Raw genomic sequence first — 19,054 nt, forward strand, 5'->3', positions numbered from 1 at the left:
TGATCGGACATGGCGCTTGATGTGATACTCGCCCACCACTGGTCGACCCTGCTCGACGAACTCGCCGACCGCCTCCGCACGCTGCACACCGACCCGTTCACGCGCGGCCGGGTGATCGTGTCCTCGCGTGCCACCGGCCGCGTCGTCAGCCAGGAGGTCGCCCAGCGGCTGGGCATCTCGGCGGGCATCTCCTACGTGACGCTGCGCGACCTCGCCAGGGAGCTTGCCGACGGCGCGGGCGTCGGACGCGACCTCTCCCGCTGGCGGGGCACCCCGCTCGATCTCGCCACCTGGGAAGCGGTCGGCGCGCTCGCTGAGGAGTTCCCCGCGCTGGCGCATGCGGCCAACCCCGAGCGCCCGGGTGGGCGCCGCGCCGTCTCCACCCGTCTCGCGCGCCTCCAGCGCTGGTATCTCGACCACGCACCGGACCTGCTCCAGACCTGGCTCGATGGCGCGGACGACGGACCTGGCGGCGTCGACCTGCCCGAGCACCTCGCCTGGCAGCCGGAACTGGTCAGGGCCACGGCGCTCGCGCTCGAGGTCGACCCCACGGAGACGCTCGCCGCCCTCGCCGACGCCGCTCGGCGCGACACGACGCCCACTTTGGTGTTCGCGGTGGACGAGGTGACCGCGGGCGACCGGACGCTGCTGCAGGCCCTGGCCGAGGGTGTCGGCCTCGTGGCGCTGCAACCGGTCGGCGCCCGGCACGCCGGTTGGGTAGAACCGCTGGGGGGTAGCGTCCACGACGCCCTTGACCTCCCCTCTCCCCCGCCGACGGTCGCGATCCACGACTCGCATGGCCCCGCGCGACAGGTCGAGGTGCTCCGCGACGAGCTGACCCGGGCCTTCGTCGCGGACGAGACCTTGGAGCCGCGCGACGTCCTGATCGTGTGCCCACGGCCGGAGCGCTACGCCCACCTCCTGGACGCCGCGTTCGCTCCCGGCGGCGCACACCCGGGCCGGACGCTCCGCGTGCAGCCGGTCGGAGGCCAGGACACGAACGACGTCCTCGACGCCGTGGTGGCGCTTCTGCGGCTCGGCGACGGGCGCGCCACCTCCAGCGGGCTGCTCGAACTCCTCCTCAGCCCACCGCTCGCGCATCGGTGGGGCTTCGCGGACCGCGAGACGGTGACCGAGCTCATCGCCGCCGCGGGCATCCGATGGGGGCTTGACGCCCAGCACCGCGCCTCCTTCGATCTGGGCGACGTCGCACAGAACACGTGGATGCGCGGGCTCGACCGGCTGCTGGTCGGCCTGGCCGTCTCGCCAACCACCGATTCTGGCCTCGGCCTGACGGGAACCGACGCCGTCGGCTCGTCCGATCTCTCGACCGTGGGCGCACTCAGCGAGGTACTGAGCCGAATCCGTCGGCTGGTCGCGACCACCGCGGCACCCGCGACCGTGCCCGAGTGGGCGGCGCGCACCCGCGGGCTGCTGACCGACCTCGTCGGGGTGGGCTGGGACGACCAGTGGCAGCTGTTCGGCCTGACGCGGTTGCTGGCCGGGCTGCAGCGCGACCACCTAGGCGGCGAGACGACCCTCACGCGGCACGAGTTCGCGCACCTCCTCGCCGACGCGGGGCGCCGCCTCGGCTCGCGGGTCGCCGCAGGTAACGGGTCGCTGATGGTGGCCCGGCTCGGCGAGCTGTCGCACGTGGGGTTCCGCCTCGTCGCCTTGCTCGGCGTCACCGACGACGCGGTCCCCGGCCGCGGCGGCTCCGTCGCCGACGCCGTCGACCTGGGGGAGGCCGCACCGGACGAGCGCGCGCGGCGCCAGGCCCAGCTATTCGCCCACGCCTCCGCCGCGGAGAAGCTGCTCGTGGTGCGGCAGCGGTTCAGCTCGCATACCAACGACGAGGTCGCGCCGCCCGCGGCCATCGACTGGCTGGTTGAACGGCTAGGCGTCGAGGCCGACGTGCGGACGCATCCGTCGACGGCGACGGCAGACGCCAACTTCATCAAGCCCGCAAGCTTCGACACGCGGGCGCTCCGTGGCGCGCGGGCTCGGCGCGGCGCCGGCGGCACGGTCGGCAGAATCGCCCGGCGGCGCGACCAGGCAAGGCGCCGCCCCGTCGGTGCGATCCCGGCGCAGGTGACCCTTACGCAGCTGGAGCGCTTCCTCGCCGACCCTGCCAAGGCGTTTCTCCGCTCGGTGGCCGGTATCCCGCTCTACCAGTCGGCGGCTGTGCAGGACGAGCTACCGCTCGACCTGGTCGGACTGGAGAAATGGAAGGTGGTCACGGCGCTGGTGGGCTCGCTGCAGTCGGGTGCGACGCTGCAGTCGGTGATCGACCGCTTCCAGAGTCGCGAGGAACTACCGCCCGGGCTCCTCGGCAAGGTCGCGTTCGACGAGGCGAAGGCCGACGCCGTCCGCCTGTGGAACGAGGCGGGGCCGCGGTGGCAGCGTCCGATCACGGACCACGCCGTCGACATCGAGGTGGACATCCCGCCCCTCGGCCGGGTACGCGTCGTCGACTCCGTGCGCTGCCGCGGCGGCGAAGCCTTGACCGTCACCGCGAGCAAGGGAGCGAGCAGACTCGTGCGGCCCTGGCTTGAGGCGCTGGCGCTAACCGCGTTGGGCCTGCCCACCACCGGGCGCGCGGTGCGCTTCGGGAGGCTCCCCAACACCTATGAAGACCAGGTATTGGCCACCGGCGTCGGCGAGCCGGACCGTGAGGCGGCACGGGCACGGCTGTCGGCGGTCATGCGCGCCTACGCGCTCGGGCAGCACCGCCTGCTGCCCGTGCCCCTCACACCCGCGATCGCCTACGCCGATGCCCAGGCCGCCGGGACCTTCCGGCAGGCAGACTGGACCGGACCCACCGACTGGACGACCAGGGTGTGGCCCGGCATGGAGGACTCGTGGCGCCTGTTCTTCGACGACGACCTGAACGAACTCTTCGTCGATGCCCCGCTCGCCGAGGACCCACAGGGCACGTCGGCCTTCGAGGCCTGGGCGCTCGCGCTGTACGGGAACATGCAGGGGGTCGCCGATGAGTGATTTCGACCTTGCGGGTCCGCTGCCGACGGAGACGACGCTGCTTGAGGCCAGCGCAGGCACCGGCAAGACCTACGCGATCGCCGCGCTGACCACGCGTTACCTCGCGGAGGCTGCGTTCGACGTCTCGGATCTCCTCCTGATCACCTTCGGAAACCACGCCGCGGGCGAGCTACGCAGCCGCGTGTTCGGCCGCCTCCGCGAGACGCTGCGCGGCCTCGATCTCGTCGCCGCCGGCGAGCCCCTCCCCGAGCCGGACCCCATCGTCGACCTGCTATCCGGCGTCGACGGCGCCCGCGCCCGACTCGCCGACGCCATCGCCCGCTTCACCGAGGCGACCATCGACACCACACACGGGTTCTGCCAGACGATGCTGCGCGAGCTCGGCGTCCTCGGCGACTGGGACCCCACAGAGACCGTCGGGCCGGACCCGGAGTGCCTGGCCCGCGAGTGCGCCGCAGACACGTACCTTCGTCTGTTCCGTGCCCAGGCCGATCCGCCGCTTTCCCCGCGGCAGGGCCTTCACATCGGCATCGCCGCAGCCACCACCACGTTGCCGCTCCTGCCGCACGACGGCCCCCATCACGAGTTCGCCGCCTCAGTGCGCGACGTGTACGAGCGCAGGAAGCGCACGGAAGGGCTCTGCACGTTCGACGACATCACCACGCGCCTGCGCCGCGCGCTCGCCGACAAGTCCATCCGCGACCTGGTCCGCTCCCGGCTGCGCGAGCGTTTCCCCGTTGTCCTCGTGGACGAGTTCCAGGACACCGATCCGGACCAATGGGAGATCATCGAGAACGCATTCGTCGCGCCCGGCCGTCCCACGGTCCTGATCGGCGATCCGAAGCAGTCCATTTACGGCTTCCGCGGCGCGGACCTGAACAGCTATCTGGCAGCGCGGCGCGCGGCGACCGTGTCGACGCTCGGCACCAACCATCGCTCGGACGGCCCGCTGGTGCAGGGCATCGTCGATCTGTTCTCGGGCGTGACCATGGGTGCGGACGAGGTGGTCGTCGGGCCTGTCGGGGCGAAGCACGAGACCGCACGGCTGGACGTGCCCGGAAGCGCCCGTGTGTGGCTGCGGCGCGCAAGCGGCCTCAGCGGGTCGGCAGATGAGGCCATAGCGAAGGACGTCATCCTGCAGATCCAGCTGCTGCTCGCCCACGAAGTGAAGCTCAGCGATATCGCGGTCCTCATGCGCACGGGGCGCCGGGCCCAGCAGTTGCGCGCTGCTCTCACCGAGGCCGGCCTGCCGGCGGTGCTGACCGGCAGCCAGGCCGTCTGGCGACAGCCGGCGGCCACGCACTGGCTGACGCTGTTGACAGCGCTGGCCGACCCCCGCCAGGCGAACATCCGCCTGGCCTCGCTGACACCGCTGATCGGCTCGGAGTTCGCCACGCTCCTGCACGACGGCGGCCCCGAGCCTGCGCGCGTCAGCACCCTGCTCCGGGAGCTCGCCGTAGCCTTCGGCAAGGGCGGCGCCGGGGCGGTGCTCACCCATCTCCGCGCCGCCGAGCGCCTTGAGGAGCGGCTGCTGAGCGAGCCCGACGGCGACCGCCTCCTCGCAGACACCGCGCACCTGGCCGAGCTCCTCGACGCCCGAGGCGGCTCCCTCAGCGCGTTGACGGCGCTGCTCACGGAGCGCGCCTCCGGCCCGGACGACGACGATGCCATCCGCGTGGCGACGGACGCGCCATCCATCCGCGTGATGACCATGCACGCCGCGAAGGGCTTGGAGTTCCCCATCGTGCTGTTGCCCGAGACCGACGGCACCGCGCCGCGGCGGTCGCGGCCATTCACCCTGATTGAGGAGGGTCGCCGCCACCTCTACATCGGCCCCCCGCCGGACTGGCGCGACGACGTGACGAAGGACCTGAATCAGCAGTCGCTCGCCGAGGAGCTGCGGCTGCTCTATGTCGGCTTCACCCGGGCGAAGCACCTAGCCATCGCCTGGCACGTCGACCGCGCCAACAGCACCACGACGCGCAGCCCACTCACGCACCTGCTTGCTCGCCGCGGCTGGAAGCCGAAGCGGCCCTACTCGACGCTGACCTGGCCGTCAGGCCTTGTGTGGGACTCGCGGTTCGCCGACGCGCCCCCGCCTGCCCCGTGGGCCGGCCCCGCGGGGCAGGCGCCTCCGGAGATGAGGGCCGAGGCGTTCGACCGCATCATCGACCAGACGTGGCGCCGAACCTCCTACTCGGGCCTGACCGCCGGGCTCCACGACGCCCCCGCGGGAACGGTCGCCGACGAGCCGGAGTCCCTCGGTTTCGACACGCCGCTGGTCGATCCGGTGTCGGTCCTTGGAACCCGAGACTCCCGGCGCGAAGCGCCCGGGTCCATGTCGAAAGGTCCGGCGCGTATTTCTGGACTCGACCGCAGCTCCCCGATGGCGGATCTCCCTGCGGGCGCGGGCTTTGGCACCCTCGTCCACGCCGTGCTCGAACGTCTCGACTGGGCGCCGGACGCCGTGGAGGCGCAGGCACCCGTGCTGGTCGCCGAGCTTGCGCCTGAGCTCGGTCTCACGAAGTCCGAGGCCGCTCAACTCGCCGCCGCACTCGTCGACGTCTGCCGCACGCCGCTGCTCCCGGTCTCCGACCTCGCCCTGACCGACCTGCCTGTGACCGACCGGCTCCCGGAACTCGACTTCGACCTCCCCCTCGCCGACGCCGGTGCCCCGGCGACACTCACCGACCTCGCCGACCTGATGGCCGCCTGGCTGCCCGCCGACGACCTGCTCGCGCCCTACCCGGCGAGGCTGCGCGCGTCGGAGGCCGCCGACGCCGTCCTCAACGGCTTCTTGACCGGCTCGATCGATGCGGTCCTCCGGCTACCGGACGAGCGCTACGTCGTCGTGGACTACAAGACCAACCGCCTGGCCCCCAGCGCGGCCGACGACCTGACGCTCGCCCACTACGCGCCGTCTCCGATGGCCGAGGCCATGATGGCAGCGCACTATCCGCTGCAGGCGATGCTGTACTGCGTGGCACTGCACCGCTTCCTCGGCAGCCGACTCCTCGGCTACGATCCGGCGCGGCACCTGGGCGGTGTCGGCTACCTGTTCGTCCGCGGTATGGCAGGGGCGGCCACCCCGATCGTCGACGGCACCAGCTGCGGCATCTTCGGCTGGTTCCCGCCCGCAGGCCTCACTGTCGCCGCATCCGAGCTCCTGGGAGGCCGTCGTGCGTGAGCGCCCCATCGCCGCCACTGGCGTCCTCGCCGCGTTCTGCGACGCGAACCTGCTGAGCCTCGTCGACTTCCACCTCGCGCGCCGCGTTGGTGACCTCGCGGGCGAGGCGAACCCCACCGTCCATCTCGCGTTCGCGCTCGCGGTGCGCGAGCTGCGGCTGGGATCTGTCTGCGTCGACCTCGCGACCGCCGCCGCCGAGCTCCGCCCCGAGGTCGACGGCGAGGACGACGTGGACGTCGCCGCCCTCCCCTGGCCGGAACCGTCGGCGTGGCTCGCGGCTGTGGCGGCGTCTCCCGCGGTCGCGGGACCCGACGGGGAGGGGCGTGCCTTTCGGCTGGACGGATCGCTGCTGTATCTCGACCGGTACTGGAGGCAGGAGCGTCGGCTTGCCCACCTGCTTCGCGTCCGCAGCGACGCGGCGCCCGGTGAACCCCTCCCTCTCCCCGAGCTGCCCACGCAGTTCGACGACCACCAGCGCGCGGCGGTCACCGCGGCCCTCGCACACACGACCACGGTCATCACCGGCGGCCCGGGCACCGGCAAGACCACCATCGTCACCGAGCTCCTGACCGCGCTTGCCCCGTCTTCACCGCGCGTGGCGCTGTGCGCGCCGACAGGCAAGGCAGCCGCTCGGCTGCTCACCACTGTCAGGGGCGCTGGCGGCGCGACGTGGGGAGGCACCCTGCACAAGCTGCTGGGGCTTCGGCCTCGCTCCGCGGAGACGGAGTTCGGGCCGGACAATCCGCTGCCGTTCGACGTCGTGGTTGTCGACGAAACGTCGATGGTGTCCCTGGAGCTGATGGCGCTGCTGCTCGGCGCCCTTTCCCCTGAGACGCGCCTGATCCTGCTGGGAGACCCGCACCAGCTGAGGTCTGTCGAGGCCGGAGCGGTCCTCGCCGACATCGAGGCCGCCGACGACCTCGTCCACGCGCCGGGCGGCGCCATCGCCCGCCTGGTGCACAACTACCGCTCCAACCCCCAGATCAACGCCTTCGCGTCCGCCATCCTCGCCGGCGACGAGGCCGCGGCGCGCGCCGCCGTCGACACGGGTCCGGCGATCGAGCTGATCAGCTTCGACGGCGAAACGGACCCCGCGCAGCTCGCCACGGTCCAGGCTGACGCGCTCGACATCGCCGAGGGCGTCCGTGCCTACGCGCTCGCCGGCGACGGTGTGCGCGCAAACGCCTGGTTGGGCCGGCACCGCATCCTGTGCGGCCATCGCGAGGGACCGTTCGGCGTCGCACACTGGGCGCGCTCCGTGCGCGGCTGGCTGGCGGGCAGGCTCCCCGCCTACGGCTTCGATGGCCGCGCCTACATCGGTCAGCCGCTGCTCATCCAGCACAACAGCGACCTGTTCAGCAACGGTGACACCGCCGTGGTCGTCGCCGGACCCGGAGGGCGCGCCGCTGGCGGCCGTCGACCGTCCCGACGGCCTCCTCACGGTCTCTCCCGCGCTGCTCGATGACGCCGCGGATCTGCATGCGATGACGATCCACAAGTCGCAGGGAAGCCAGTTCGACCGCGTGTCCGTCGTTCTTCCGCCGCCCGGGTCGCCGCTACTGACCCGCGAGCTGCTGTACACGGCCGTGACGCGCGCCCACGAGGGCGTGCGCCTCTATGGTTCGTGGGAGGCGCTGGCCGCGGCGATCCGCACTCCGGCTCGTCGCGCCAGCGGTTTGGGGCTCAGCCCTGCTGCGCCCTGGTGACCAGCTCCTCAATTTCTGCCCGCGGCAGCGGGAAGCCATCCAGGCGGCCGACGGGGAAGTTGCCGAGAACGGTGATGAGGGTGGTGTCCCCGCCGAACTTCGCGTCGATCGCCGCCTGGAGATCCGCGCCGACGACGGGGTCCTTCAGCAGCTCCTCGAACGAGGAGTTCATCGAGACCGGCAGCACCACGGCATCGCCCCCGAGGGTCACTGTCGTCCGGGCGCGCAGGTCGCGGCTGGATGCGCCCACCTCGACGACGTACTCGCCGCCCTCGAGGATCCAGCGGTCGACCCGCACGTCCCAGTAGGTCAGCTCGGAGCGGCGGAGCGTCAGGACGACGTCCTTGGTCTCTCCGGCCTCCAATGGAACGCTCGCGAACGCCTTCAGCTCGCGCGGCGGCCGCTGCACCGAGGATTCCGGCAGCGATGTGTAGGCCTGCACGACCTCGCGGCCCGCGACCGATCCCGTGTTCGTCACAGGAACCGTCACGACGACGTCGCCGTTCTCGGCGACCTCGGCCGAGGCGTCGCCATACGCAAACGTCGTGTAGGAGAGGCCGTGACCGAAGGGATAGGTGACATCGAGGCCTCGCTCGTCGTACCAGCGGTAGCCGACGAGCAGGCCCTCGCCGTAGCGCACGTGGCCGTGCTCGCCCGGGAAGTTGCCGTAGGCCGGGGTGTCCTCGAGGCGCTGCGGGATGGTCTCCGCGAGGCGACCCGATGGGTTGACGACGCCGTACAGTACGTCGGCCGTGCCGCCGCCCCCGGCTTGACCGAGCAGCCATGCCTCGAGGATCGCGGGCACCTTCTCGACGAACGGCAGCGCGACGACACCGCCGTTGGACAGCACCACCACGACGTTGGCGTTCGCGGCGACGACCGCGTCGAGTAGCTCCAGCTGCGCCGCGGGCAGGTCGATGTGGGTGCGGTCGAAGCCTTCGGACTCCTCCACGGCCGGCACGCCGAGGAAGACCACGACCACGTCAGCGGAGCCCGCGACGGTGACGGCCTCGTCGCGCAGCGCGGCCGCATCGCCCACGCCGTCGATCGAGAATCCTGCGGCATAGGCGACGTCGGTCGCCGCGAGCGCGCGGATCTCGCCCAGCGCCGTGTCCACCCGGGTCGGGTTGATCTTCGACGACCCTGCACCCTGGAACCGCGGGACCTCGGCGAACTCGCCGATCACGGCGACGCGCGCGTCCCGCGCGAGCGGCAGGATGGCGTCGTCGTTCTTCAACAGGACGATGGAGCGCCCCGCCGCCTCGCGGGCGAGCGCGTGGTGCGTGTCGACGTCGAGCGGGCCGTCGATCTTCGGGCGGGCCTTGGCCTTCGCCACCAGGTCGAGGAAGCGGTCGACGACGGTGTCCAGCGCGGACTCGTCCAGCCTTCCCTCGCGCACCGCAGCGACGACCTGTGTGTCTGTCCGACCGCCGCTGCCCGGCATCTCGAGGTCCATGCCTGCCTTCACGCCCTCGACGCGATCATTGACGGCGCCCCAGTCCGACACGACGAGGCCCTCGTACCCCCACTCCCCGCGCAGCACGTCGGTGAGCAACCACGGATCCTCGGAGGTGTACACGCCGTTGAGCCGGTTGTATGAGCACATCACGGTCCACGGCTGCGCGTCGGTGATCACCCGCTGGAACCCGCGCAGGTAGATCTCGCGCAGGGTGCGGGGGTCGACGTCGCTGGACACCCGGAGGCGATCGGTCTCCTGATTGTTGGCGGCGTAGTGCTTCAGCGACGAGCCGACGCCCTTCGACTCGATGCCGCGGACCAGGCCGGTGCCCATCGCTCCTGAGACGATCGGATCCTCGGACATGTACTCGAAGTTGCGTCCGCACAGCGGCGAGCGCTTGATGTTGATGCCGGGGCCGAGGATCACCGCGACGTCCTCGATGGCCGACTCGACGCCGAGGGCCTCGCCGACGCGCTCCGCGAGCTCGGGATCCCAGCTGGCGCTGAGCCCGACGGCGGGTGGGAAGCAGGTGGCGGGGACACTCTCGGCGAGCCCCAGGTGGTCGGTCGCACCGCCCTGCTTGCGGAGCCCGTGCGGGCCGTCGGTCAACATCATCGAAGAGATGCCGACGCGGTCGACCGCCTTCGTGGTCCAGAAATCGGCGCCGCTCGTCAGCGACGCCTTCTCCTCGAGAGTGAGCGATGCCCTCTCTGCGAGCATTCGGTCCGAGGAACGGGGATCGGTCACAGTGGGACTCCTTCGTCGCGCGACACGCCCTCAACTTTTTCGTGAGAACGCTTGTGCGAGAAACCATAGCAGTCTAGGTTTTCACCTCAGGAAACCTGAGCGGGTCTGGGTTTCCAGCGAACTAGGGGTTGTCGGACGCTCCGGCTCATCGCTCGAGTACGGCGTCAGCGCGACACCCTTCAACAGACGAAGGAGTCACCCGACCATGGCGCACATCTCAGCGGGCGCGGCCGCGGCGGATCACGCGTTCCCAGAACCGACCGAGGCAGCGGACAAGAAGTATTCCCTCTGGCTCATCATCTTCCAGTTCTTCTTCTTCATCGCCCTGCTGGGACCGGCAATCGTCGGCATCGGCGTGAAGGTCACCGCGCTGCAGGAGGCAGGCGCGATCGTCGCCGTCGTCCCTGGATCCTCGTCGGCACCGTGATCATGACGGTCGGTCTCGCCGTCATGGCCGCCGGAGCGACCTTGACCATGGCGAGGCTGGTCGATCGCACAGCTCGGCGCGAACATGGCGCTGGCGCCCTTCATCGCCACCATCGCCGACCAGGTGCCGAGGTTCCAGCGCGGCAAGGTCACGGCTCTGCTGGGCATCGCTCAGAACGCTGGCATCGTCGGCGGCGTCTACGTCGCCAGCTGGTTCGGCTCGAGCCTGATTCTGATGTTCGTCCTGCCCGCGGTCATCGCCATCGTGGTCGCGATCGTGTTCTGCCTCGTGCTGCCCGACAAGGTGCTGCCCGCGAAGCCGCCGGCCATGACGCTGCGCGACTGGGCGGAGACCTTCTGGGTGAACCCGGCGAAGCACCCCGACTTCTCGATGGCCTGGTGGTCGCGCTTCCTGATCACCTTCGCGAGCTTCGGGTTCACCACCTTCCGCTTCGCGTACATGGGCCACCATCTCAACGTCCCCACCGCGGAGATCCCGGCCCTCATCGCCAACACGACGCTGGTCTACACCGCCGCGTTGATGATCACAGCGTGGATCGCGGGCATGTTGTCGGACCGCCTCGGCCGACGCAAGGTCTTCGTCTGGATCTCGACGGCCGTCTTCGCTCTGGGCACCTACATGCTGATCCACATCGAGAGCGTGACGCACTACTATCTCCTCGAGATCCTCCTGGGCGCGGCCTGGGGCGTCTACATCGGCGTCGACCTGGCGCTGGTCGTCGATGTCCTCCCGAACCCCGACGACGCCGGTAAGGACCTAGGCGTGTTCAACATCGCCAACGCCCTCCCGCAGACCTTTGCCCCGATGATCGGCGGCATCGTGCTGGCTGCGACCGGCGGAGCGGACGGCGGCGACTACACGGTGTGGTTCACGATCTGTGCCGTCGCATGTCTGATCGGCGCAGTGGTAGTCATACCCATCAAAAAAGTTAAGTAAGTCCGTCGCGAGACCGGGCTGGAACTCTAGGCAAGCACTGATCAGTGGTTTCCTCAAGTTCCGGTCCGGTTTCGCGGTTTGGGTAGGGTGATCACCATGAGTGCGCGCGGCCCGTATGCCAAGGGGGAGGCGAAGCGGAAGGAGATCCTCCGCGTCGCCCTTGAGGTCGTCGCGGAGATGGGGTGTCGCAGCGCCTCGAACCGGGAGATCGCGCGCCGTTCCGGGCTCAGTCAGGCCGGGCTCGCGCACTATTTCGGCTCCCGCGAGGAGTTGTACATGGCGCTCTTGCGGTCGCGAGACGAACGGGACACCGCCGAGTTCTGGAACCCGCAGCCCAACATCGAGGGGTTCCTTGCCCTGATCGACCACAACACGCAGGTTCCGGGGCTTGTGCAGCTCTACATCGAGTTCTCGGCAGAGGCCAGCATCGGGCTGCACCCCGCTCACGGATTCTTCACTGAGCGCTATGACTGGGTCCGACGCAACATCGCTCAGGCGGTGCGCGACGCGCAAGCTACGGGGTCGTCGGCCCTGGCGCCGATCCCGACGAGGTGGGTGCGCTCCTGGTCGCGGCCGCCGACGGCCTTCAGCAGCAGTGGCTGCTCGACCGCTCGATCGACATGGCGGGGCAGCTACGCCGCCTCTGGGACGGCATCGTCGCGCATTCGCACCGGGTAGCGCTCACCTCACCGTGAATGCGACGCGTTGCGTCCACGGGTCTCGGCTGGACCTTCCGAGGCGCAGCTCGAACGCGCCGGGCTCGACGACCCGCTCCCCCTTCGCGTCCACGATGGCGAGATCCCTCACCGGAATCTCCAGCGCGACGCGCTTCTCTTCCCCCGCAGCCAGGTCGACCTGCAGGTAGCCCTTGAGCTCCTGGTCCGCCCAGCTGACCGAGGTGACCCGGTCGCTGACGTAGGCCTGCACGGTCTCCCTCACCGGGCGCTCCCCGACGTTGTGCAGCGTCAGCTTCGCGCGCAGCACGCCGTCGACGGCGACGCTCTCCTCGGCCAGGCGCACGTCCGAGTACTCGACCCAGGTGAGGAGAGACCCTCGCCGAAGGCGAACGCCGGCGCCTGCGTGAGGTCGGCATAGCGGTCGCCGTGCTGGCCGCGGATCTGGTTGTAGTAGGTGGGCTGCTGCCCGGCGTGGCGCGCGAAGGAGATCGGCAGCCGCCCCGACGGCTCGATCAGGCCCAGCAGCAGCTCGGCGAGCGCGCGGCCGCCCTGCATGCCCGGGTTGGCCGCCCAGATGATCGCTCCGGCTTCGAGCGCCGATTGCGGAAGCACGAGCGGCTGGACGCCAGCAGCACCACGATGAGCGGCGTGCCGGTTGCGGCAAGCGCGTCCAACAACGCGACCTGGCCGCCGATCAGGTCGAGCGTCGCAGTGGAGCGGCCCTCTCCGACGAGTTCGATGCGGTCGCCTACCACCGCGACGACGTAGTCGGCTCGCTCCGCGTCCGCCACGGCATCGGCGATGAGGGCGGCGTCCGGTTCACTCGGCACGACCAGCGGCGGTCGCGGCTGGCCGTCGGGGAAGTAGTCGCCGTCGGGGTGCGCGCCATGCGTGAGGATCTCGGCTCCGGGAGCGTGGGTCACCGACCAGTTCGCGGGCACCTGAGCGCGGATCCCGTTGAGCACGGTGGTGATCATGTCGCGGGGTTGGCCGTCGAGCCAGCCGGCCTGACCGGAGCCTCCGGCCCAGTCGCCCAGCTGGGTCTGGGCATCGTCGGCGAGCGGGCCGACGACCGCGATGCGGCGCGGAGCCCGGTCGCCTTCGGCCGCGCGGCGGAGCGGTCGGCCGTGTATCCGCCGGCCAGCGGCAGCAGCCCTTCCTCGTTGCGGAGCAGTACCAGCGAACGGCGCGCGGCCTCCATGTTGAGCCGGGCGTGCGCGGCCGAGCCGATGGCCGTCTCGATGCGTTCCTGATTGGGGCGGCGGGGGTTCTCGAACAGGCCGAGCTCGAACTTCACCGTGAGGATTCGCGAGACCGCGGCGTCGAGGTCCGTCTCCTCCAGCAGCCCGTCGAGGATCGCGTCGAGCGCCCCTGGAAGAAGCCAGGCGTGGTCATGACCATGTCGTTGCCGGCCTTGACGGCCGCGGCGGCGGCGTGCGCATAGTCGGGCTGCACCTGCTGCTCCCAGACCATGCGGCCGACGTTGTCCCAGTCGGTGATCAAGGTTCCGGTGTAACCCCACTCCCCGCGCGGGACGTCGGAGAGCAGCCATTCGTTGATGGTCACCGGCACGCCGTCGATCGTCTGATAGCCCAGCATGAACGTACGGCAGCCCTCGCGAGCGACGCGCTCGAAGGGCGGCAGGAACCAGGAACGGAGCTTGCGGTGCGAGATGTCGGCCTCGCTGGCGTCGCGCCCGCCCTGGGTCTCGGAGTAACCGGCGAAGTGCTTCGCGGTGGCGAGGATGGCCGTCTCGTCGGTCAGGCCCTTGCCTTGGTAGCCCTTGACCATCGCGGAGGCGAGTTCGCCGATCAGCATGGGATCCTCGCCGAAGGTCTCGCCGACACGACCCCACCGGAGGTCCCGCGCGATGCAGAGCACGGGCGAGAAGGTCCAGTGAATGCCGGTGGCCGCGGCCTCGACGGCGGTCGCCCTTGCGACACGCTGAAGGAGCTTCGCGTCCCACGACGCGGCCATGCCGAGCTGCGTCGGAAAGATCGTGGCGCCCTCCCAGAAGGAGTGGCCGTGAATGCAGTCCTCGCCCACGATCAGGGGGATGCGCAGACGCGTCTGCTCGGTCAGGTCGTGGGCCCGCAGCACGCGCTCCGGCGACGTGTGCAGAATGGAGCCGACGTGCACGCGCAGAACCTGATCGTCCAGATTCTCCCGTGCGTCGAGCTGCATCATCTGCCCGACCTTCTCCTCGACGGTCATCCGACCAAGCAGGTCGGCGACGCGTCGGGCGACGGGCAGGCTGGAGTCCTGGTAGGGCGCGGTCATAGTTCCATCCTCGCACACCCGGACCGCTAAAACCTGAGGTGCTTCGGTTTTCTGTCGCGCCCGCTGAGACGTCCGGGCCGAAACTTTGACGGCCTATGGTTTTCAGGCATACTCCGACACGACCCCGCGCGGCCGAAGACGATCCGCGCCCCTGCTGCCACATTGGAGTGCACATGACGGACACCGCAGCCCCCGACTCCACTCACGTTCCCTCATGGGCCGGCCCCGAGACCGAGGAGCGCGTGGAGGCCCTGCTCGGCCAGATGACCATCGACGAGAAGATCGCTTACGTCACCGGTGAGGTCAACTGGAACTACGGCTTCTACGCCCGCGCGCTCGAGCGTCTCGGCCTGCCCGCCATCCAGATGGCAGACGGCCCCGCGGGCGTGCGGATCAACAAGGGCGACGTCCATGCCGGCACCGCGACAATGCTCCCGGCCCCCATCGCGCTCGCCGCGACGTGGGACCCCGAGAATGCGCATGAGTACGGCAGCATCATCGGCGCCGAGTGCCACGCCACCGACCACAACGTCTCGCTCGGCCCCGCCGTCGACATCGCGCGCGTGCCCGTGGGCGGCCGCACCTTCGAGTCCTACGGCGAGGATCCCGTCCTGACCTCGCGCATCGGCGTCGCCTTCGTCCAGGGCGTCCAGTCCCACGGCGTGCAGGCCTGCGCCAAGCACTACGCCATCAACAACCAGGAGGATCACCGCTCCAGCGTCAACGCCGTCATCGACGAGCGCACGATGCACGAGCTATATCTGCCGTCGTTCGAGGCCCTGATCCAGGAGGGCGAGGTCGCCTCCATGATGGCGTCCTTCAACCGCATCAACGGCGAGTTCGCCTGCGACAACGCCACACTGCTGCGCGACATCCTGCGCGACCGCTTCGGCTTCCGCGGCTGGATCATGAGCGACTACGGTGCCAACCATTCCACCGCGACGGCTGCGAACGCGGGCCTCGACCAGGAGCAGCCCGGCGAGGGCCACTGGGGCGGACAGCTCTGGCACGCCTGGAACAACGGCGAGGTCTCCGAGGCGGTTCTCGACGAGAAGGTCCGCAACATCCTGCGCCCTCTGGTCGGCATGGGGCAGATCGAGAACCTCGCCGTCATTGAGGAGTTCGACGTCGACGGCCACCACGACGTCGCCCAGCGGATCGCCGAGGAGGGAATGGTGCTGCTGCGCAACGACGGCGTGCTCCCGCTCTCCGGCGTTCGGAAGGTCGCGCTGATCGGCCCCGACGTCGACGGCGTCGGCGCCCAGGGCGGCGGCAGCTCGATGGTCCGCGGCACCAAGGGCGTCTCCCCGTCGAGGGCCTCCGCAACGCGCTCGGCAACGACGTCGAGATCGCCCTCGCGTACGGCTCCGACCCGGTGACGCCCGGCGCCCTGCTCCCGGGCCCCGACGCCATCCCCTCAAGCTTCTTCCGCACCCCGGACGGCGAGCGCGGGCTCCGCGGCGAGTTTTGGACCAACACCACGCTCGACGGCGACCCGTTCCTCGTCCGCAACGAGGCGCCGGTCGAATTCAACCTCGGCTTCCACAACTTCCCCGGCTTCAACGCGAGCTCGCCGCGCTACGAGCGCCTGCCCGGGGAGCTGAACGGCCAGTGCTCGATGCGCTTCACCGGCACGCTGACGGTTCCGGTGACCGGGGTCTACGACTTCGCGATCACCCACCTGGGCAGCTACTCGTTCTCGCTCGACGGCGTCTCCTATGCCGCCGAGAAGACCGAGCGCGAGCCGGAGGGCGCGGCCCCCGTCGCACCTATGGCGGGCAGCGGGTTCGCGGGCAGCGGCGGCCTCAACGGCGGCGGGGGCGACGGCGCCACGACCACGGAGTGGATCAGCCTGACGCTCGAGGCCGGCCACGCCTATGACTTCCAGTTCGACTACGCGGCCGATGATCCGTCGCAGGGCTTCCTGCTGGGCCCCCGCGTCCGCCTGGGCTGGGTCCCGCCGCAGGGCGTGTTCGCGCCCGAGGTCGAGGAGGCCGCGGCGCTCGCGCGCGACGCAGACGTCGCCGTCGTCGTCGTGCGCACCTACGAGGCCGAGGCCGACGACCGCCCGCACATGGGCCTGCCGAGCGGCCAGGACGACATGGTCAAGGCCGTGCTCGCCACCGGCACGCCGACGGTGCTCGTGCTGATGACCGGCAGCCCCATCGACACCACAAAGTGGGATGGTCAGCCGGCGGCGCTGCTACAGGCGTGGTTCCCCGGCCAGGCCCAGGGCGACGCGCTCGCCCGCGTGCTGATCGGCGCCGCCGAGCCCGGCGGCCGCCTACCGGTAACCATCCCCGCCTCCATCGACGACACGCCCGCCGCAGACAAGCGCACCTACCCGGGCGTCGACGGCAGCGTGTACTACGACGAGGGCGTCTTCGTCGGCTATCGCGCGGTCTCCGCGGACGGCCCCGCCCCGGCCTATCACTTCGGCCACGGCCTGGGCTACACCACGTTCGGTTACGCGGACCTCGAGGTAAGCGAGGGCGAGGGCGACGACGTCGCCACCGTCGCCGTCACGGTGACCAACACCGGAGAGCGGGAGGGCTCCGAGGTCGTCCAGGTCTACGTCGGCGAACTGCCGGTCCCGGTCAAGACTCCGGAGCGCCAGCTCGCGGGCTTCTCGAAGGTCCGGCTTGCCCCGGGCGCCTCGCAGCGCGTCGAGATCGCGGTGCCGCTCCGGGCAGTGTCCTACTTCGACGCCGACGCCCACGACTGGGCCTCCGCCTCCGGCGAGGTCACCCCTGCTCGTCGGCGCGTCGTCGAACGATATCCGCCTCTCCGGCGGCGTCGCGGTCTCCCAGGAGCGTCGATGACGACCGACGCCACAGCTGCTCGTCCCTGGTTCGATACCACGATCTCCGCGGACGAGCGGCTGGCCCTCCTCGCGGAAATGACGCTCGCCGAGAAGGCCGGCCTCCTGTTCCACACGATGATCGGCCTGAGTGACCTCACAGAGCCGAACCCGCTGATCTCCGCGCCGTCGGCGGTGGAGCTCGTGCGGGGACGGCAGCTCACGCACTTCAACCTCGTGGGAGGGCCGACACCGCGCGGGAGATCGCCGCCTGGCACAACGAGCTCCAGCGCCTCGCCCGCTCGACCCGTCTCGGCATCCCGGTGACGCTGTCGACGGATCCTCGCCACTCCTTCACCGACAACCCGGGCACAGGGATGCTCGCGGGGCCGTTCTCCCAATGGCCGGAGTCGCTGGGTCTCGCGGCCATCCGAGACGAGGCGACGGTCGAGCTCTTCGGCGACATCGCGCGCCGGGAGTATCTCGCGGTGGGTATCCGCGTGGCGCTCTCCCCTCAGATCGATCTGGCGACGGAGCCGCGCTGGTCGCGGCAGCTCGCCACCTTCGGCGAGGATGCGGAACTCACCGCCCGCCTCGGCGTCGCCTACGTGCGCGGCTTCCAGGGCGCGGAGTTCGGCCACACCTCGGTGTCGACGATCACCAAGCACTTCCCCGGTGGAGGCCCACAGAAGGACGGCGAGGATCCACACTTCGCCCACGGCCGCGAGCAGGTCTACCCCGGCGGACAGTTCGAGCTGCACATGAGGCCGTTCGAAGCGCTCATCGCGGCCGGGACGCGCCAGATGATGCCGTACTACGGCATCCCGATCGGAACTGAGCACCCGGAGGTCGCGTTCGCGTTCAACAAGTCGGTGATCACCGGCCTCCTCCGCGAGAGGCTCGGCTTCGAGGGCGTCGTATGCACCGACTGGGGCCTCATCCTGCCCGCTGAGCTCTTCGGTGACCCGTTCCCGGCACGCGCCTGGGGGGTCGAGCACCTGACCCCGCTGGAGCGCGTGGCGATGGTGCTGGACGCCGGAGCCGACCAGTTCGGCGGCGAGGCCTGCCCGGAGCTGATCATTGAGCTCGTCGAGTCAGGCCGGATCCCCGAGGAGCGCCTCGACGTCTCGGCCCGGCGCCTGCTTCGTGAGAAGTTCGCGCTCGGCCTCTTCGACAACCCGTTTGTGGACGAGGACGCCGCCGGACAGATCGCGGGCAACCCCGAGTTCCGCGCCGCGGAGACGCAGCCCAGCGTGCCTCGATCACGCTCCTTACCAACGACGCGGGCGGCGCTCCGCTGCTCCGTTGCAGCGGGGGCTGCGCCTCTATGTCGAGGGGAATCGACCCTGAGGAGGCCGCTGCCTACGGCTTCGCTGGTGGACCGCCCCGAGGATGCGGACGCGGCCGTGATCCGGCTGAAGGCGCCGTACGAGCAACGCTCGACCGCGTTCGAGAACTTCTTCCACTCCGGTTCGCTGGACTTCCCGGAGGATGTGCTTGCGCATGTGCGCGCGGTTGCCGCGGCAGTTCCGACCGTTGTCGATGTCTTCGCCGACCGGCCCGCCATCCTCGCTCCGATCGTCGATGCGGCTGCTGCGGTCACGGTGAACTGGGGGGCGAGCGCGCCCGCGCTGCTGGATGTGCTCACCGGGGTGGCGCGCCCGCAGGGTCGCCTGCCCTTCGACCTGCCCCGCTCGATGCCGGCCGTCGAGGCTTCGCGCCCCGACGTGCCCTTCGATACGGCCGACCCGCTGTTCCGCTTCGGACACGGCCTGGTCGACTACGTCTGACCGATGCGGCACGGCCCAGGATCG

The 19,054-nt window shown here is 70.4% G+C and carries 14 protein-coding genes and 1 pseudogene; 10 read left to right on the forward strand and 5 right to left on the reverse strand.

Annotated features, from left to right (window positions below; all coding sequences use genetic code 11):
• The first annotated feature begins 9 nt into the window (after positions 1-9).
• From IPJ61_RS09930 to IPJ61_RS09945, 4 genes are read left to right on the forward strand one after another with little or no spacing between them, the layout of a single operon-like run.
• Positions 10-3,000 carry an exodeoxyribonuclease V subunit gamma gene (locus tag IPJ61_RS09930; RefSeq protein WP_297106422.1) on the forward strand — a complete coding sequence of 997 codons (2,991 nt, stop codon included), beginning with the start codon at positions 10-12 and terminating at the stop codon, positions 2,998-3,000.
• Positions 2,993-6,187 carry a UvrD-helicase domain-containing protein gene (locus IPJ61_RS09935; RefSeq protein WP_297106423.1) on the forward strand — a complete coding sequence of 1,065 codons (3,195 nt, stop codon included), beginning with the start codon at positions 2,993-2,995 and terminating at the stop codon, positions 6,185-6,187. Before IPJ61_RS09930 ends, IPJ61_RS09935 begins: the two co-directional genes overlap by 8 nt.
• Complete coding sequence (locus IPJ61_RS09940) at positions 6,180-7,652, forward strand: AAA family ATPase (protein WP_297106426.1); 1,473 nt, start codon at positions 6,180-6,182, stop codon at positions 7,650-7,652. Before IPJ61_RS09935 ends, IPJ61_RS09940 begins: the two co-directional genes overlap by 8 nt.
• A 19-nt stretch (positions 7,653-7,671) precedes the next feature.
• On the forward strand, positions 7,672-7,893 hold the full coding sequence (locus tag IPJ61_RS09945) for an ATP-binding domain-containing protein (protein WP_297106429.1): 222 nt from the start codon (positions 7,672-7,674) through the stop codon (positions 7,891-7,893).
• Here the strand turns inward: IPJ61_RS09945 and IPJ61_RS09950 are convergent.
• On the reverse strand, positions 7,871-10,099 hold the full coding sequence (locus IPJ61_RS09950) for a beta-glucosidase (protein ID WP_297106433.1): 2,229 nt from the start codon (positions 10,097-10,099) through the stop codon (positions 7,871-7,873). The genes IPJ61_RS09945 and IPJ61_RS09950 overlap by 23 nt on opposite strands.
• Before the next feature lie 205 nt (positions 10,100-10,304).
• Between IPJ61_RS09950 and IPJ61_RS09955 the strand changes: the two genes are divergently transcribed.
• From IPJ61_RS09955 to IPJ61_RS09965, 3 genes are all read left to right on the forward strand, one after another.
• On the forward strand, positions 10,305-10,526 hold the full coding sequence (locus IPJ61_RS09955) for a hypothetical protein (RefSeq protein ID WP_297106436.1): 222 nt from the start codon (positions 10,305-10,307) through the stop codon (positions 10,524-10,526).
• A gap of 63 nt (positions 10,527-10,589) precedes the next feature.
• Positions 10,590-11,483: an MFS transporter gene (locus tag IPJ61_RS09960; protein WP_297108122.1), complete on the forward strand. Its 894-nt coding sequence runs from the start codon at positions 10,590-10,592 to the stop codon at positions 11,481-11,483.
• A gap of 96 nt (positions 11,484-11,579) precedes the next feature.
• A complete protein-coding gene (locus tag IPJ61_RS09965; RefSeq protein ID WP_297106439.1) occupies positions 11,580-12,161 on the forward strand; it encodes a TetR/AcrR family transcriptional regulator in 582 nt (193 codons plus the stop codon).
• Between the two features lie 3 nt (positions 12,162-12,164).
• On the opposite strand, the gene IPJ61_RS09970 is transcribed toward IPJ61_RS09965, so the two are convergent.
• From IPJ61_RS09970 to IPJ61_RS09985, 4 genes and pseudogenes are all read right to left on the reverse strand, one after another.
• Positions 12,165-12,503, reverse strand: a complete 339-nt coding sequence (locus tag IPJ61_RS09970) for a fibronectin type III-like domain-contianing protein (RefSeq protein WP_297106442.1) — start codon at positions 12,501-12,503, stop codon at positions 12,165-12,167.
• Positions 12,449-13,239, reverse strand: a pseudogene (locus IPJ61_RS09975) (glycoside hydrolase family 3 protein). Before IPJ61_RS09975 ends, IPJ61_RS09970 begins: the two are co-directional and overlap by 55 nt.
• Entirely contained in the window at positions 13,134-13,457 is a 324-nt protein-coding gene (locus tag IPJ61_RS09980) for a glycoside hydrolase family 3 protein (RefSeq protein ID WP_297106444.1), read from the reverse strand. Before IPJ61_RS09980 ends, IPJ61_RS09975 begins: the two are co-directional and overlap by 106 nt.
• Positions 13,454-14,440, reverse strand: coding sequence for a glycoside hydrolase family 3 protein (locus IPJ61_RS09985; RefSeq protein WP_297106448.1), 987 nt, complete (start codon positions 14,438-14,440; stop codon positions 13,454-13,456). Before IPJ61_RS09985 ends, IPJ61_RS09980 begins: the two co-directional genes overlap by 4 nt.
• A gap of 173 nt (positions 14,441-14,613) precedes the next feature.
• On the opposite strand from IPJ61_RS09985, the gene IPJ61_RS09990 reads away from it, so the two are divergent.
• The 3 genes from IPJ61_RS09990 to IPJ61_RS10000 are packed head-to-tail and all read left to right on the forward strand — an operon-like array spanning position 14,614 to position 19,030.
• The gene (locus tag IPJ61_RS09990) at positions 14,614-15,819 is read left to right on the forward strand and encodes a glycoside hydrolase family 3 protein (RefSeq protein ID WP_297106451.1); all 1,206 of its coding nucleotides are present in this window, start codon (positions 14,614-14,616) and stop codon (positions 15,817-15,819) included.
• Entirely contained in the window at positions 15,816-17,567 is a 1,752-nt protein-coding gene (locus tag IPJ61_RS09995; RefSeq protein WP_297106456.1) for a glycoside hydrolase family 3 C-terminal domain-containing protein, read from the forward strand. Before IPJ61_RS09990 ends, IPJ61_RS09995 begins: the two co-directional genes overlap by 4 nt.
• Positions 17,558-19,030, forward strand: coding sequence for a glycoside hydrolase family 3 protein (locus IPJ61_RS10000; RefSeq protein ID WP_297108125.1), 1,473 nt, complete (start codon positions 17,558-17,560; stop codon positions 19,028-19,030). Before IPJ61_RS09995 ends, IPJ61_RS10000 begins: the two co-directional genes overlap by 10 nt.
• Positions 19,031-19,054: the final 24 nt, after the last annotated feature.

Source organism: Tessaracoccus sp., from assembly GCF_016714275.1.
Classification (GTDB): Bacteria; Actinomycetota; Actinomycetes; order Propionibacteriales; family Propionibacteriaceae; genus Arachnia.

Bases quoted from the DNA above. Each gene is read 5' to 3' on its own strand.
- IPJ61_RS09935 (WP_297106423.1), top strand. From the start codon at position 2,993: ATGAGTGATTTCGACCTTGCGGGTCCGCTGCCGACGGAGACGACGCTG.
- IPJ61_RS09945 (WP_297106429.1), top strand. From the start codon at position 7,672: ATGACGATCCACAAGTCGCAGGGAAGCCAGTTCGACCGCGTGTCCGTC.
- IPJ61_RS09985 (WP_297106448.1), bottom strand. From the start codon at position 14,440: ATGACCGCGCCCTACCAGGACTCCAGCCTGCCCGTCGCCCGACGCGTC.
- IPJ61_RS09990 (WP_297106451.1), top strand. From the start codon at position 14,614: ATGACGGACACCGCAGCCCCCGACTCCACTCACGTTCCCTCATGGGCC.
- IPJ61_RS09930 (WP_297106422.1), top strand. From the start codon at position 10: ATGGCGCTTGATGTGATACTCGCCCACCACTGGTCGACCCTGCTCGAC.
- IPJ61_RS09955 (WP_297106436.1), top strand. From the start codon at position 10,305: ATGGCGCACATCTCAGCGGGCGCGGCCGCGGCGGATCACGCGTTCCCA.
- IPJ61_RS09965 (WP_297106439.1), top strand. From the start codon at position 11,580: ATGAGTGCGCGCGGCCCGTATGCCAAGGGGGAGGCGAAGCGGAAGGAG.